This is a genomic window from Sphingomonas sp. GW821-FHT10C01 (assembly GCF_059415525.1).
In genome coordinates, this window is the sequence record NZ_JBWKNK010000003.1 from 170,389 (window position 1) to 188,002 (window position 17,614).

The window sequence follows — 17,614 nt, forward strand, 5'->3', positions numbered from 1 at the left end:
TAGCGGGCGTTTCGTTCGAAACCCGAAAATCGATCGCATAGCATCCGATTGTTCGGCGCAGCGCGCTCGACGGGGTCGCGTAAACGTGGCCGATGCACGCTCTAAACCCTAGTCGCTGAGGATAGGCTCCCCACCGACTAGGGTAACGGCACTACCGCGGGCGGCAACGTCGGCGCCGGCTGGCCGTAGTTGAACGTGCCCGTGCCAATGCTGATCTTGGTCGTATCGTTGAAGCCGTTGGCGTCGTCGAGCTCGCTTGCAATGGCGCTGGCCGTGGCCTGCCCCTGAGTGATGTTGATGGTACCGCCGCCCGAGGCGGAGAGGCGCAGATACTGGCCATTGCCCGCCTGCCCGGCGATGCCCGAGAAGCTGTTGCCCGACAGGCTGACATTCACCGTCGGGAAGCCGCCGGTATTCTGGTTGTTGTTGATCACGAGCCCGCGGCTGCCGTTGATGTTGCGGATCGTGTTGTTGAGGATCGTGACGTTGGTGGTGCCGTTGCCCGTCGCCTGACCGACCAGGCCGACATTGACCACGATCCCCTGCGACGTCTGGATCTGCTGAATGGTGTTCCCGCTGATCAGATAGTTGGCATTGACCCCGCCTTCGTTCGAGATGCTGATGCCGTTGCCGACATTCGAACCCGAATTTGTGACGGCGTTGTTGCCGATGATGTTGTTGGTGATCCGGCCGTTGACGAGCCGCGTGAACGGCGAGTTGCCGTTCTGGAAATCGTTGATCGCGGTCGAACGGGTGCCGGTGAAGGTGTTGCCGTCGATGCTGTAGGTCAGCGTCGTCGAACCCGGGCCGGTCGACATATTCACACCGTTGTTGGTGTTGGTGAAGAACGAACCACTGACCTGCACGGTCATGCTGGTGCCGGAACTGTCGGTAAACAGGCCGCTGCCGACGATCGTGGTCGGCGGGCTGGCCGCGTTCCAGTTGCCGGTGAAGTTGCTGCCCGAGACACTGATCCCCATCGACGACGTGCCCGTGCCGAGGAAGTTGAAGATGTTACCGTGCGGGCTGGTGCCATTGCCGTTGATGCCCACGCCGTTCGACGAGAAGGTCGAGTTCACCACCTGGAAATTGGTCAGCGTGCCGGTCGAGTTGGTGATCTGTACCTCGAACTCATTGTTGTTCCGGATGGTCGAATTGAAGATGCCGGTCGGTCGCGCGCCGTTCGAGGCGGTGCCGGACAGGTTGGCGAGGTTGATGCCCGATTCATCGGTGCCGGCATCGTTGCCATTGCCCTCGATCAGCATGTTGTCGATCAGGAAGCCGTTGACGGTCGAGCCGCCGATGCCGTCGCCCAGGTTATTGGTGACGTTCATATAGGCGAGGCGGACATTCTCGGTGCTGGTCAGGCTGATGCCGTCGCCGCTCGAGTTCTGGATCGTACCGCCCGAGCCCGCCGCGCCGGTGCCGGTGACGTTGATGCCGCCCGACGTGCCGGTGTTGTTGAGGATGATGCCGCTAGCGGCGCCGTTCGACGAGATGCTCTGGAAACGCAGCCCGTTCGTGCCGATCGTCGTGTTCACGACATTGAGCGCAGTGCCGGTGGTCGAGGCGATCGTGTTGCCAGTGCCCTCGACCGTGACCGTTCCTCCGCCGGTGGCGGTGAAGCCGGTGCCGGCGGTGGTGTTGATCGCCAGATTGCCGTTCAGGAAGGTGATCGTGCCGCCGGTGTTGTTGAGCAGGTTCACCGCGGCATTGGCGCCCGTGGTCAGCGTCTTGTTGCCGGTGAAGCTGACCGTGCCGGAATTGACGTTCTGGACGACGATGCCGTTGGCGAAGCCACCCGTCGCGCTGATGTTGCCCGAGAAGGTGACGTTGCCGGTCTCGTGGTTGTCGACGAACACCACGCTGTTGCCCGTGGTCTTGGTGATCGACGATGCGATGTTGACCGCGCCGGTGCCGTTCAGAACATAGACACCGAAACCGGTCGGATCATTGGTGGCGCCGATCGCGCCGCCCGCCAGGTTCACGGTGTTGCCGGAGTTGTTGATCTCCACGCCGTTGCCGCCGGTATTGTTGATCGTGACGCTGCTCGCGGTGAACGTGCCGTTGCCCAGGCCGTTGATCTCGATGCCTTCGTCACCGGTATTGGCGATCGTCACGTTGCCGAGATTGACGTTCATCGTCGATCCGCCGCCGTAGAAGATGCCGTCCGCCGTCGCGCCGGTGGTACCGGCGATCGAGACATTGGTGGCGCTCAGTGTGCCGCCATCGACATTGCTGATGTTGATCGCGCTGCCGTTGGTCGAGCCGGTGCTGGTCAGGGAGTCGAAGACCAGGCCGAGCGTGCCGACATTGCCGTTCACCAGGTTGAGGATCTGGCCGGTGGCGGTCTGGATCGAGTTGCCGGTGCTGTAGACGGTCAGGTTGCCGCCGCCGCTGAAGTCGATGCCGTTACCAGTGCCCGACGCGACGATGTCGACGCCGTTGCCGCCCGCTGCAGACGAGAAGGTGATGTTGGTACCGGTGTTGCTGGCCAGCGTCACCGCATTGGCATTGGCCACGGTGTTGAGCGCGATGCTCTGGCCGTAGAAGTTGATCGCGCCGCCGGCGTTGTTGGCGATGTTGATGCCGAGCGCATTGTCGGTGAGGTTACCGCCGAACGTGTTGCTGCCGCCGGTGATGTTGGTCACCTCGACCGAACGGGCCAGCGTTCCGCTGGTGGCAATGCTACCGTTATAGTCGAGCGACAGCGTGCCGCCGTCGACATCGATGCCGCGGGTGGTCGCGGTGATCGAGCCGGAGTTGATGGTGACGCTGCCGGTGAGCGTGCCCGCGGTGCGGCTGATCAGGATGCCGTTGGTGCCCAGCGTGTTGCTGGCGCTCGCGAAGTTCAGGTTGAGCGTCGACGTCACCGCCGAGGCGTTGCTGATGTCGAGGATCGTGCCCGAGCCGGTGGCGATCGTGCTGTTCGGCCCCTGCACGTTGATCGTGCCGCCGCCCGCGATCGTGAAGGCGGTGCCGCTGGTGGTGGTGATGCCCAAGCTGCTGCCGACCGAGCTGAACGCGACCGTTCCGCCCGCATTTGCGCTCAGCGTGACGGCATTGTTGGCCTGGGTCGACAGCGTGGTCGTGCCGTTGAAGTTGACCGAACCACCATTGCTGTTGGTCACGCTCAGGCCCAGCGCGTTGGCGCCGCTTGAGGTGATCGCGCTGGCGCTGCCGAACGTTACCGTGCCGGCATCGTGATTGTCGATGCGGACGGCATAGCCGTTGCTGTCGCTGATGCTGCCTGAATAGGTGAGGTTGCTGTTGCTGTCGGTGAGGACGAAGGCATCGCCCGCTGCGGCATGGGTGATCGCCGTGCCGCTGCCGAAGCCGAAGGTGCCATCCGCCCCATTGACGATGTCGATGCCGGCATCGCCGCCATTCAGCGTCGTCGTACCGGTGAAGTTGTAGGTGCCATCGGCATTGTTGAACTGCAGGCCGATGCCGTTGGTGGCGCTCAGCGTGCCAGTCTGGAAGGTCAGCGTCCCGGCCGAATGGTTGAGGACATTGACCAGCGCGGCGTTGTTCGCCTGGGTGATGCTGCCGCTATAGGTGACCGCGGCGGTGCTGCCCGAAACGTTGAACGCCGTGCCCGTCGGGCTGGTAATCGACGTATTCGCCCCAAAGCCGAAGGTACCGCCCGAGCCGTTCAGGATGTCGATCCCGGCGTCGCCGCCGTTCAGCGTCGTCGTGCCGTTGAAATTGTAGGTACCGTCGGCATTGTCGAACTGCAGGCCGGTGCCGTTGGTGGCGCCCAGCGTACCGGTCTGGAAGGTGATCGTCCCGCCTGAATGGTTGAGGATCGACACCAGCGCGGCGTTGTTCGCCTGGGTGATGCTGCCGCTATAGGTGACCGCAGCGGTGCTGCCCGAAACGTTGAACGCCGTGCCCGTCGGGCTGGTGATCGCGGTGTTGGCGCCGAAGCTGAAGGTACCGCCCGAACCGTTCAGGATATCGATGCCCGCATCGCCGCCGGCCAGCGTCGTCGTGCCGAGGAAATTGTAGGTACCGTCGGCATTGTCGAACTGCAGGCCCGTGCCGCCGGTGATGTTGAGTGTGCCAGCATAAGCGAAGGTGCCGGTGCTATGACCGCCGCCGATGCTCAGTGCAGCGCCAGCGGCGCTCTTGGTCACCGAGCTGGTCGAATCGAAGTTGAACGATGCCGTACCGCCGGAGATCGTGAGCCCCGCGACCAGCGGGTTTGCGATGTCGACATTCGTCGCGTTGATCGTGCCGGCCGCATTGGTGAAGATCAGGCCATTGCCCCCGGTCAGGTTGACATTGGTCAGGGTCGTCGTGCCGGTGGCGTTGTTGAGCGTGATGCCACCGCCGGTGCTGGTGATGTTGGTCAGCACCGAATTCGCGGCGTTGAGCAGCAGGTCGCCGCCCGGGTTGCCCGAGAAGGCGACATGGTCGATCGTCGTGCTGGTCGACGGGGTGATCTCGATACCCATCGTCCCGAAGTTGCGGACCGTCAGATAGTCGAGGAGCGTATTGGTCGCGCCGGCGCCATTGTCCTTGATGCCGCGCGATACTGCACCCCCACCATCGAGGATGAAGCCCGACAGACGGTTGCCCGTCGCGCCCAGCGTGATCGCATTCGCGCCCGCCGCGCTGGTGAGGGTCGCAGCACCGTTACCGGTCGGATCGGCAATGCTGACCGAGCCACCGCCCGACAGAAGGATCGTCGAAGGTACAGTGAGTGCGACGACGATCGGCGCGCTGCCGGTTCCCGCACCGCCGCCCACGCCGTTACCGAAGCCACGAACCTGGACGTTGGAAGCCAGCGCCAGTGAGTCATTGCCGTTGGAACCGGCCGCGCTGATTGCGCTCCCGTTATTGACCAGGACGATCATGTCCTGCGCAGTGGCCAGCAGCTCTGCGGCCGCGAGCGTCATCGGGTTGGCGCCATCCGAGCCGCTGCCGTTCCCGCCGGCGCTCGCAGCGACGAAGTAGATTTTCCCGAGCCCGAAGCCCGCGCCCGGGCTGCCCAGGAAGGACACGTCGCGGAAGTCATAGGTGCCGAACGCCGGCGCGTTGCTCGCGTTGATCGCAGTGCTGGCAGAGATCGACGAACCCGTGTCGATCGCCGCTTCGCCATCGCCATAGGTAAGCAGCGCGTTGGTTGTGGCATCGAGATAGATACCGGTGCCGACGCCCGCGATCGAGCTGGAGGCACCCATCTGGCCACCGAGCATGATGTTGGCGCCGCCCAGCGTGCCGCGGAGATCGACCGCGATGCTGGTGCCCGCGCCGCCTGCATTGGTGACGTCGAAGTCGCCGAACATGATCGGCGCTGAAAGCGTTGCGCCATTGAGGTCGAGCGCCACCGCGTTGTTGCTGTTCAGCCCGATGTCGAGATCGTCGATCACGATCCCGACCGGGTTGTTGCCAATGATGTCGATGCCGCGCGAGGTAATGCCCTGCAGGTTCACAACGCCAAGGCCGAGCGCGGCGCCGGTGGTGCCCACACCGTCGAGCGAAATGCCGGTGGTCGCCCCGCTCGTGCTGACACTGCCGAAGGTGAAGCCGCTCAGGCCAATGATCACGCCCTGGAGGCTCAGCGCCGTCCCCGTGCCGGTGGTGCTGATCGAATTGCCCGCACCGCGCACGATGACCGTGCCGCCGTTCGTGGCGGTGAAGCCGGTACCCGTCGTCACGATGTCGAGACCGTTGCCGCCTCCCGACATATTGAAGTCGATCGTGCCGCCCGTATTGCCGGAGAGGAAGACCCCGGCACCGGTGCCGCCCAGCGCGAGCGACGGACCGGTGAAGCGGATCAAGCCCGAATTGACGTTGGTGACCGAGATGCCGCTCACGGTCGACGCCATGTCGCCGCCGAAAGTGACAGTGCCAGTCTCGTGATCAACGATCTGGACCATGTTGGTGCCGACGAGCGCCGAGCCCACCGCAACGTCGCCGGTGCCGCCGGTGACCGAAACCGCATAATTGGCCGCACCGGTGGCGGCGATCGTGCCGGTGCCCAGAGTAACCGGGCCGGTCGAGCCGGCGATGACAACGGTGCTGCCGTTGGCACCCGCGAGATTCATCATGCCGAAGGTCACCGCCGAACCGCTGTTGAGGAGTTCGATGGCGTTGCTGCCGGCCAGGCCGATCGTGGTGTTGCCGAAGGTGATCGCCGCCGTGCCGGTGGTCACCTTGATGCCGTCATTGGCGGCGCCGCTGGTGCCATTGGCGATGCTGACCGTGCCGCCGTTGAAAGCAGCGCCGGTGAGATTGTTCAGCAGGATGCCGTTGTTGGCGACGGTTCCCGTGGCGGTCAGCGAGGCGAAGTTGATGCCGCCGGTGCCGCCGGTCACCCCGCTCAGGCCGAGTATCTGGCCGGTGGTCGTGTCGATCCGGTTGTTCGCACCGGTGATGACGAGCGTACCGCCGCTGGCACTGAAGCCGGTACCGCTGGTGGTGTCGATATCGAGCCCGCCGCCGGTGAAGGACAGCGTACCGGTGCCCGCCATGTTGATCGCAGTGCTGGCGCCGCTGTTGAACGCCTTGCTCGCATTCGAGAAGGTGATCGCGCCGCTGCTCGCCGCATCGACGGCAACGCCCGCGCCGCCAGTGTGGCTGACAGCGCCGGTGACGGAATAGGTGCCGTCGGCATTGCCGAAGTTGAACGCGGTGCCGGCACTGGTCGAGGTGATCGCGCCAGCCAGCGTAACGTTGGCAACGCTGTTCGCCACGTTCAGGATCGAACCCTGGCTCGCATTGATCGTGCCGCCATAGTTCAGCGTGCCGCCGGTATCGCCGCTCAAGTCGATCGCGGAAACGGTCGAGCCGTTGATCGCGGCGCTGCCGGCTGCACTTGCGATGTTCACCGTGCCGCTGGTGACGTTGAGGAAGCGCATCGCGTTCTGGCCGCCGTCGACCGTCAGCGACGAGCCCGCGGTGTTGGCGATGTTGATCGTTCCGAGCGTGCCCGAGAAGGTGAAGCCGATACCGCTGTCGATATCGAGCGTACCGGTCAGGTTGACGCCGCCGGTTCCGGTCAGGTTGCTGAACAAGACCGCGTTGTTGGCCGCATCCAGATTTAGCCCGCCGATGTTGAGCGAGCCGGCCAGATTGACACCGGCCACCCCGACCGCGGTACCGAGGGCAGGTGCCGCGGTGATCTGGTCGAAGGTCACCCCACCCGCTGCCACCGTGATGCCGCCGAGTATGAGCCCCGCCGCATTGCCCGTGGTGATCGTATTGCCGCTGCCCGTCACGCTGATCGTGCCGCCGCTGTTGCTGGCGAAACCAGTGCCGGTGGTGGTGACAATCCCCAGTCCGCCGGTGAAGTCTACCGTCGCGCCTGCGTTGTTGGTGAGCAGGACACCCGCGCCCACGGTATTGTTGATCGCGACCGCGCCTTGGAACTGCACGCCCAGCGCGGTATTGTCGCGCACCGAAATCCCGGCGCCGGTCGCGCCGTTGACGTTGACCGCGCCAGTAACGGTGAAGTTGCCGAGCACCTGATCGAGCAGGATGCCATAGGCGCCACCGCTCGCGTTGACCGAATTCAGGACCATGTTGATCGTCAGCGGGTCGAGGTTGATCGCCGTGCCGTTGGTCGTGTCGATCGCGCCGCCGGTCGTACCCAGGGTGAAGTTGTTCGTCTTGGAATTGGCGACGATCAGACCGGTGCCGCCGTTATTGGCGATGTTGAGATTGCTGAAGTTCAGCGCGCCGGTGACATTGGTCAGGCTGAGGCCATCGCCGGTGATGCGCGACCCCGTGGTGCCCAGCGTCAGAGCCCCGGCGTTCACCGCCTGGAGGCCTGCGGTGAGCGTATCGGAATCGAACGTCACGTCGGAGAAGACGAAACCACCGGTCTCCATGGTGTGGTTGACGGTGAGGTTGGTCAGCTGACTGACAGTGAACGTCCCGGCGCCGGTCCCGTCCAGGTTCAGGATATTGCCACCATTCGCGGCGAGCGTGAGATTGCTCAGCCCGAGCAACACGTTCGCGGCATTATCGTAGATGCGCAGCGCACCCGCCGCGCCCCCCGAGATGGTGCTGTTGCGGATCGTCAGCGTACCACCGGCCCCATTGCCGAGGATGCCGGCGCCGGTGCCCGAATTGGCGATGATCACGCCGTCGATGATGTTGTTGCCGCCCAGCGTGAGCGTTGCATTGGCGCCGCTCGCGGTCAGCGTCGGAGCCCCCGAACCCGCGAACGGGTTGGAAATCACACCGGTCTGGACATTGTAGAGCAGGATGTTGGCCGGGGCGCCGCCGCCCACGGTGAAGCTGTCCGTATCGCGGAAGCTGTACAGGATCTGGCCGCCGTCGAGATCGAACGATCCGCCCGCGCCCGCCGTCGCGTCCAGAATGTCGTTGCCGCCCATCGGATTGTTGAGCAGCACGATATAGGTCGCGCCCGCCGCCTCGGCGCCGGCCAGGCTGCCCGGATCGCTGCGCGTGCCGGTGCCGGTCGCGCCTTCCAGCACGAAATAAGCGGAGACGGACAGATTCGTGGTGTCGCCGACCATGTTCACGTCGGCGAAATTATAGGTGCCGGTGCCGCCGTTCAGTCCGCCGATGACCAGTGGCGTGACCGCCGAAATGCTGGACCCCGCGCCATTGGCATCGGTGTTCGAGCCGTCGCCATAGCGGAAGGTACCGGTGATCGCCGCGTTGGTCAGGTCCACACCGACGCCGAGGCCGGTCATGGCGCTGCTGCCATTGACGATCACGTTGGCGGCAGTGGCGCTGCCGGTCATGTCGATACCGCGCGTACCGGTTGCCGACGCGGCCGCGATATCGAGCGTCGCGAAGGTGACGTTACCGGTCGCGCCGGTCAGATCGACCGCGGTGGTGTTGGCCTGAAGCCCGGTGATATCGACATCGCCAAAGGTGAAGCCGCCCACCGAGCCGTTGATAATCCTAAGGCTCGCGCCGCCGCTGAGGGCCATATTGCCGAAGCTGTACGTGCCATCGGCGTCATTGAACGTCAGGCCGTGTCCGCCGGTTACGTTGAGGGTCGCGCCGCTGAAATTCAGCGTTCCGACGGAATGCGCCGAGACGGAAAGCGCCAGCGACGTCGCGTCCGACTGGTTCAGCGTGCCCAGATACGTCACGCCCGCGGTCGAATTCGAAATCGCGAACGCCGGGCCGAACGGATTGGTGATCGTCGTATTGGTACCGAAGGTGAAGCTGCCCGCGGAGTTGGCGAGGACGGAGATGCCCGCGCTGCCGCCGTTCAACGTCGTCGTGCCGTTGAAGTTATAGGTGCCGTCGGCGTTGTTGAACCGCAGCCCGGTCCCGTTGGTCGCGCCCAGCGTGCCGCTCAGGAAGGTGATCGTGCCGCCCGAGTGATCGAGGACCGAGAGCAGAGCCGCATTGTTCGCCTGGCTGACGTTGCCGGCATAGCTCAGGCTGGCCGTGCTGTCGGCGATGCTGATCGCCGCGCCGGTCGGGCTCGTGATCGTCGTGCCCGCGCCGAATGTGAAGTTGCCTGCCGAACCATTCAGAATGTCGATCCCGGCATCGCCGCCGTTCAACGTCGTCGTGCCGTTGAAGGCATAGGTGCCGTCGGCATTGTCGAACTGCAGGCCGGTGCCGCTGGTCGCGCCCAGCGTGCCGCCCTGGAAGGCGATCGTGCCGCCCGAATGGTTGAGGACCGAGAGCAGCGCGGCGTTGTTCGCCTGGGTGATGCTGCCGGTATAGCTCAGGTTCGCCGTGCTGTCCGCGATGTTGATCGCGATGCCCGTCGGGCTGGTGATCGACGCGTTGGCGAAGGTGAAGCTGCCCGCCGAACCGTTCAGGATGTCGATGCCGGCATCGCCGCCGTTCAGCGTCGTCGTGCCGTTGAAGGCATAGGTGCCATCGGCATTGTCGAACTGCAGGCCGGTGCCGTTGGTCGCCGACAGGGTGCTGCCCGCGCCGAAGGTGATCGTACCGTTATGGCCCGCGACGCTCAGCAGCGCCGCGTTGTTCGCCTGGCTGACGCTGCCGTTATAGGTGAAGCCAAGCGTACCGGTGCCGCTGCCGATCGAGATCGCCGAACCGGTGGTGCCGGCGATGCTCGAGCCTGCGCCGAATGTGATCAGGCCGTTGACGTTGCCGCCGATCGAGATGCCATTGGTGGTGGCCGAAGTGACGTTGAGCGCGCCGACCTGAAGCGCGCGGCCGCCTGTGCCGATGCCGGTGAGGCCGTTGGTGACGGCAACGCCTGCGCCCATGCCCGAATGAACGACACGGTCGAGCACCAGGTCGGTCTGCGATCCGTTGATCGACAGAGTGGTGCTATTCACCGTGTCCACCGTGCCGGCGGTGCTGCTGAGCGCCAGCCCCATGCCGCCGACACTCAGGCCGTTGCTGCTCTGGTTGTAGATGCCCAGACTGGTGAAGTTCAGCGCCCCGGTCGCGTTGATGAGGGTGACACCCTGACCATTGACCCGCGCAGCCGCGGTCCCGGCCGTGAGCGAGGCGTTGACCGTCTGATAGCCTGCCGTCGCCAGATCGGCGTCGAAGGTCGCGCCGAAGAAATAGGCGCCGCCCGCCTCGCCATGCCCGCCCTCGATCGTGATGTCCGAGAGCTCGGTGATCGTGGTCGAACCTGCGCCGCCCTTATAGACCGCGAGCGCGATCGAATTGTTGCTGGCCCACAGGCGCAGATTGCTGAGCGCAAGGCTTGCCGCCGCGCCATTGTCGCTGAAGTCGATCGCGCTGTCCGCACCGGAGATGATGCTGTTGCGGATCGTCACATTCGATGCGCCAAGGCCCGCCACACCGGTGCCGGTGCCGCCATTGGCGATGATCACGCCGTCGATCAGCGCGCCGCTATTCACACGCACCGTGTCCGCGCCGCCGCCCGCCGTCGTCGTCAGCGTCGGGGCACCCGATCCGGCGAACGGGTTGGTCACGGTGCCGGTCGCGACATTGTAGAGGGTCACGTTCGCCGGGGCGCCGCCCGGCAGCGCGATCACGTCGCCATACAGGAAACCGCGCAGCTGCTGGCCGGTCAGCAGCGTGAACGTACCTCCGGTGCCAAAGGTCGGATCAGCGGCATTGAGCGTGTCGCTGCCGCCCGCAAGATTGTTGAGCAGGACGACGATGTCGGCGCCCGACGCCGCGGCCCCGGCCAGGCTACCCGGATCGCCGCGCGTGCCCGCGCCGCTGGCGCCGGCCAGCACCCAATAGACTGTTGCCGATGTGGCAAGCGCGCTGGTGTCGCCGACCAGGTTCACATCGGCGAAATTATAGGCGCCGATGGCACTGTTGAGCCCGGTGACGACAAGCGGAACCGCGGCGTTGATCGTCGACGCCGCACCGTTCGCATCGGTGTTCGATCCGTCGCCGAAGCGGAAATTGCCGGTAATCGCGGCACTGGTCAGATCAACGCCGGTGCCGACGCCGGTGATCGTGCTGCTGCCGGTGATGGTCAGATTGCCGCCGAACGTCGCGCCGGTCAGGTCGATACCGCGCGTGCCGGTGGCCGACACGCCAGTGATGTCGAGCGTGCCGAAGGTCACATTGCCCGAAGCGTTGCGCGCATCGAGGCCGGTGGTGCTGCTGCCCAGCGCGGTGATGTCGACATCGCCGAAGTTGATCGAACCAGTGCTGCCCGCGCCCAGACGAATGCCCGTACTGCCCGGGCCGGTGATGGTCACGCCGCCGGTGAAGGTTGCCGAGCCGTCGATATCGGTGAGCGACAGGCCAGTAGCGCCGCCGATGATCGATCCGCCAAGCGCCGTGAACGCGCCCTGCATCCCTTCGATGCGCAGACCTGTGGCTCCGGCCCCGCTGATCGCGAAAGTGCCGAGCGTGACATTGCCGCTGTTCGCAAGAACCTCAACGCCGTTAGTCGCGGTGTTGGCGACCGTTACCGCACCGAGGTTGATCGCGGCGCTGTTGCCGCCGAGCGAAATGCCCGCCCCCGCGCTGGTGCCGCCGACATTGATGCTGGCGAAGCTCAGTCCGCCGCTGCCGCCGATATTGTTGAGCGCGACGCCCGCCCCCGCCGAGGTCAGCGTCGAAACCGAGCCGAAGCCGAGATTGGCACCCAGCGTCACCGAATCCATCGCCAGCCCGCGCGCATTGCCCGTGGCGGCGATCGAAATGCCCGATCCACGCAGGTTGAGCGACCCGCCATTGGTGCCGAGCAGGTTGAGCACCGTGCCGCCGGTGCCCGACAGCGTCAGGTTGGTGAGCGTCGCCGAGGCCGCCACGCCACCGTCGCGCAACAGGATCGCGCCGCCGGCGCCCGAGATGATCGAGTTGCTGATCGAGATATTCGAGACGCCGATGCCCGAAACGCCGATGCCCGCGCCGCCGATGCGAAGCCCGTCGATCGACGCGCCGTTCGCCAGGGTGACGGTCGCGCCAGCGCCGGTGTTGGTCAGCAGTCCCGCCCCCGAACCGGCATAGGGATTGGTGACCAGGCTCTGAGTCAGGCCGTAGAGAGTCATGTTCACCGGCGTGCCGCCGCCGACATTCTGACTGTCGCCGTTCAGGAAGCCGATCAGCCGCTGGTTGGCGTCAAGCGCGAACGTGCCGAGGCCAGCCACGTCGAGCGTATCGTTGCCGCCGGTCGGGTTGTTGAGCAGCACGATCACCGTCGCATTCGAAGCCAGCGCGGCGGCCAGGCTGCCCGGATCGGTCTTGGTGCCGGCGCCGGCGCGGCCCTGCTCGACGAAGAACAGGCGGACCGGGTTGGTCACAAGCCCCGTCGTGTCTCCGTTCAGCACGACATCGGCGAAGTTGTAGTTGCCGACAGCCTCGTTGATGCCCGTCACGGTGATCGGCGTGATCGCGTTGATCGTCGAATGCGCGCCGTCGGCGTCGGTGTTCGATCCGTCGCCGTAGCGGAAGCTGCCGGTGATCGCCGCATTGGTCAGGTCGATGCCGGTACCCACACCGGTGATCGTGCTGCTTTCGGCGACGGCGAGGTTTCCAGCAAAGGTCGCGCCGGTCATGTTGATGCCGCGCGTTCCGGTGGTCGAGGTGCCCGAAATGTCGAGCGTGCCGAAGGTAACGGTGCCCGACGCGGCGCGCGCATCGAGGCCGGTCATGTTCGCGCCAAGGCCGGTGATGTCGACATCGCCGAAGCTGATCGTTCCGGTGCTGCCGGTGCCAAGCACGATGCCGTTGCCGCCCGAGATCGTGGTGGTACCGGTGAAGCTGGCGCTGCCCGTGACGCCGCCGATCTGTATACCGGTGCCGGCGTTGTTCCTGATGTCAGTATTGCCGATCGACAGGCTACCCGAAACATTGGCGATCACGATACCATTGTTTGCGAAATTGATCGCCGCGCCTGCAACGGTCGTGGCACCGGTCGCGCCCGCGACGCGCAAGCCCGCGCCGGCCACGTTCCGCACCGTCAGCTGCCCGAGCGAGACCGTCCCGCCATTGCCGTTGAGGCGAACGCCATCGGCAGCTCCGCTGTCGACCAGTACCGGCCCGAGCGTCACATTGCCGGTGTTGCCCGAAATGTTGACGCCAGCAACGGTACCCGCACTGTTGATGACCGAAACAGAGCCCAGCGTCACATTGCCGCTGTTGTTGAGAATGGTGACGGCGGTACCGGCCGTGTTGGTGATATCGACCGCCCCGATATTCACCGTCGCGCCGCTGTTTACGACGGCAAGAGCAGTGCCTGTCGGCGAAGTCGTCCCGAAGGTCGTGACGCTGCCGACATTCACTGTGCCGCCGGCCACCTGGTTGAACATCACCCCATTGCTGATCGGAAACTCGGTGGTGACCGAACCGATATCGAGCGTACCGACCGTGACATCGGTCAGGCCGACCGCACTCGCGGCGCCGGTCGCGGCGATGTTGATGCCCGTGCCCGAGACATTGAGCGTCCCTGCTCCCGCGCCACTGAGCGCCAGCGCGCGGCCGCCGCTTGCCGACAGATTGAGGTTGGTGAGCGTGACCGAAGCCGCCGCGCCTCCATCGTTGATGGCGATCGCACCGCCGTTGCCCGAGATGATCGAGTTGCGGATGATGACGTTGGACACGCCCGAGCCGAAGATGCCGACTCCCGACGCGTCGTTGTTGATGACGACGCCGTCGATCCGGGTGTTGTTGGCAAGATTGAGCGTCGTCGCGCCAAGGCTACTGGTCAGGATCGCGGCACCGGATCCGGCAAACGTATTCGCGATACCGGTCGGACCAAGGTTCGAGACGATCAGATTGGCCGGAACGCTGGCACCGGTGACCGAGAAGAAATCGGTATTGAGGAAGCTGACCAGCGATTGGCCCGTCGTGAGGCTCAGAGCGCCGCCGGTTAGGCCGGCGGTATCGATCACATCCTGCCCGCCATTCGGATCATTGAGCAGCACGATATACTGTGCGCCCGACGCCGCGGCTCCCGCGATGCTGCCCGGATCGCTCGCCGTGCCCGTACCGGTGGCACCCGCAAGGACGTAGTAAGTGGTGAAGCTGCCGCCGGTGAGGTTGTTGGTGTTGCCGTCCAGCTGAACGTCGGCAAAATTATAGGTGCCCTGGGTCGCGTCCATGGCGAGGACGGCGATTACCGTGTTGGCGGTGATCCGGCTTTCCAGACCGTCGGCGGCATTGCCGTCACCGTAGCGGAAGCTGCCGGAGATGTGCGCGTTGGTCAGGTTCGCGCCGATGTCGACGCCCTGAATCACGCTGGGGTTGGCGATCGTGACCGCACCCGCATTGGCGGCGTTGGTCAGGTCGATGCCAGTCGAACCGGCGGCACCGGTGCCCGTGATATCGAGCGTGCCGAAGGTCACGTTGCCCGATGTACCGGTGAGGTCCAAGCCGGTGGCCGCGCCAAGGCCGGTGATATCGACATCACCGAAGACCACGCCGCCCGGCACCGCGCCGATCACGATGCCGGCGGCCGCCGGATTGACGATGTTGAGCGAGCCGGTGAAGGCGGTGCCGCCCGCCAGATTGTTGAGCGAAAGCGCAGGCTCACCGGCGCCGGTGATCGTGGTGGCCCCGGTGAAGGCCACGGTCGACCCGGCGGCACTGTTGCCGACGATGATGCCGCTACCCGTCGGATTGGTGATGTTAAGCGTGCCGGTGAAGCCCACCGTACCGGCGACGTTGTTGATCGACAGCGCCGTGCCGGTCGAACCGTTGATCGCGGTGTTGCCCGCGAAGATGACGCTCGATCCCGCGGCCGTGCCGTCGATGGTGATCGGCCCGGTGCCGCTGATCGCACCGGTGAAACGAATCGCGCCGCCGGTGTTGAAGAGCGAGACGAGCGGCCCCGCGCTGCCATCGGTGATCGTCGCGCCGAAATTGAGACCGATCGCGCCGCCGCTGCCCGCCACGCCGGCCTCGCCGACCTGAACCGACGCGCCGCCGCTGTTGGTGATCGTGCCGCCGCCAATCGTCACCAGGCCGGTCGAACCGCCGGTAATGAACAGGCCCTGCTGGCCGCTGTTTGCGATCGTCAAGGTGCCGATGTTCAGCGCGTTGCCGCCGGTGCCCGCACCCTGGACATTGTCGAGGATGATGCCCGCGCCCGCCGCGCCGGTCGAACTGACGGTCGCGAAATTGAGGTTGATCAGCAGCGGATCAAGGTTGAGCGCGGTCCCCGAAGTGGTGTCGACCACGCCGGCGATGTTGCTCAGCGTGAAGGTACCGGTCTTGGTGTTGTTGACCGTCAGGCCGGTGCCGGCATTGTTGGTGATGTTGAGCGAGGTGAAGCTCAGCGCGCCATCGACTTCAGTGAGCGAAACACCGGCTCCGTTCACACGTGCCGTGGCGGTGCCCACCTGCATCGTACCGGCGTTGACGGCCTGGATACCCGCCGCGGTGCTGGAATCGAAGGTGACGTTGCGCGCCGCGAAGCCGCCGGTCTCGCCATTGCCGCCCGCGATGAAGAGGCCGGAAAGTCCGGCAATCTGCACCGTGCCCGCACCCGAGCCGTCGATGTCGAGAACCGTGCCGCCGGTCGCCGACAGCGAGAGGTTCGACAACGACGCCGTCAGGTTGCCGCCAGCATCGTTGATGTCGATCGCGCCCGCGCCGCCGCCGATGGCCGAATTGCGCACCACCAGGCCGCTGCCGCCATTGACGAGCAGACCCGCACCGCCGGCGCCGCGAATCGTGATCCCATCGACCACCACCGTGCCGGTGGTGTTGGTGAGCGTCAGGCCCGCCCCGCCGGTGTTCTCGATGGTCACGCGGTCGAGCGAGAATCCGCCCACACCGTTCGCCAGGATGCCCGATCCGGCGCCACGAATGGTGACGTCGCGCACGACCGAACCCTGGCCCAGCGCGACCGCCGCGCCGCCGGCATTACTGCCGACGATTGTGCCGTTGGTGCTACCGAAGCTGAAGGCGCTGACCGTGCCGTTCGAATGGCGCACGCTCACACTGCTCGCGCCGCCGATCAGATATTGATTGGTGGCCAGAGTCACCCCGCCGGTGGTGATATTTCCGGCATTGCCCATCGCCACGACGACGCCGTTCGTGCCCGCACGCGTGACCGCATCGGTCAGCGTCGTCGGGCTGGTGCTGGTCCCCGCCCCCGCCCCCGCCGCTGCACCGTTGACGTAATAGATACCGCCGAACTCGGCACCGGTGCGCGCGTCGATCGCGAAGCTGTTGCTGGTAAGGTCGGTATAACGGGTGCCCGAAGGCGTCACATAGTCGCGGCGAATCCGGTCGCCCATCTGGCGGTCGAGTCCGGTATTGCCAGCGCTGCGGTCGCGCGAGCCGCGGCCGAGCGGAATCGACAGACGCACCGTGCCGCGCGCCTGCGTGCCCCAGCGATTGTCGTTCTGCAGCTCGGCGCCGATCGTGAAGCGGCCGCCGGTGCCCAGCGGATCCTCGACACCCAGTTCCAGCGCGCCGCGAACGCCGCGATAGGCCTTGCTCGCCGCATCGTCGCGATAGTCGAAGCCCGCCGCCGAAGCGCGCACGCTCAGGGTCTTGCCGACCGGAACGGTCGCACCAACCTCGGCATTGGCGCCGCCCAGCGGCACGTCCTCGAGCCGCCAGCCGCTCTTGCGCTCGATCAGCCGGTTATTCTCGACCAGGAGGGCGCCAACCGGGCTGGCATTGGGATCGAGATAGCCGATCGTACTGCGGTTGGTGACCGGCAGGCGATAGTTGAGCCGCACGTCGAACACCGAAGTAAAGCCTTCGAGGCCGAAGGAAACCGCGGTCTGGTCGCGCTTGGAGAGGTTCGACTTGTAGAAGTCGATACCGGCATTGACGCCGATCGCGACATTCTCGCCGATTCTCCCGCGCCCGCCGATGGTGACCGAGCCGTTGCGGTCGAATTCCTCGTCATAGCCGATCCGGCCGGAGACGAACATCAGGCTCGAGTCGTTCTGCGCGACCGGTGCGAAGAGTTCGAAGGAGACCTGGCTGCTGCCATCGGCTGCGCGAGCGTCCACTTCGGCGCGGGGCTGCCAATTGGGATCCTTGTCCTGGGCCTGAGCGCCAGATGCCGCGGCAAGGGCGATGCCCGTCAGGCACGTCGACAGCAGCAGGCGGCCACGATGGAGCTTCTTCACGGACAATTCCCCCCTGGTCGGCGCCGACTCCTGACATTTGCCTGCTGGCAATGTCTCATCGATGATCGTGACGCCCCGGCAACGGTTACCATCGCCACGCTTTTCCCTCAAGGCGGCAGTAACATTCCGCGCGCCCACACGCGGAACGGATCGAG

1 protein-coding gene is annotated in these 17,614 nt (G+C 65.4%); it reads right to left on the minus strand.

Features of this window, described 5'->3' with window-relative positions:
* Nucleotides 1-137 precede the first annotated feature (137 nt).
* Nucleotides 138-17,459: a hypothetical protein gene (locus tag AC07M1_RS14780; RefSeq protein WP_495163388.1), complete on the minus strand. Its 17,322-nt coding sequence runs from the start codon at nucleotides 17,457-17,459 to the stop codon at nucleotides 138-140.
* Nucleotides 17,460-17,614 lie beyond the last annotated feature (155 nt).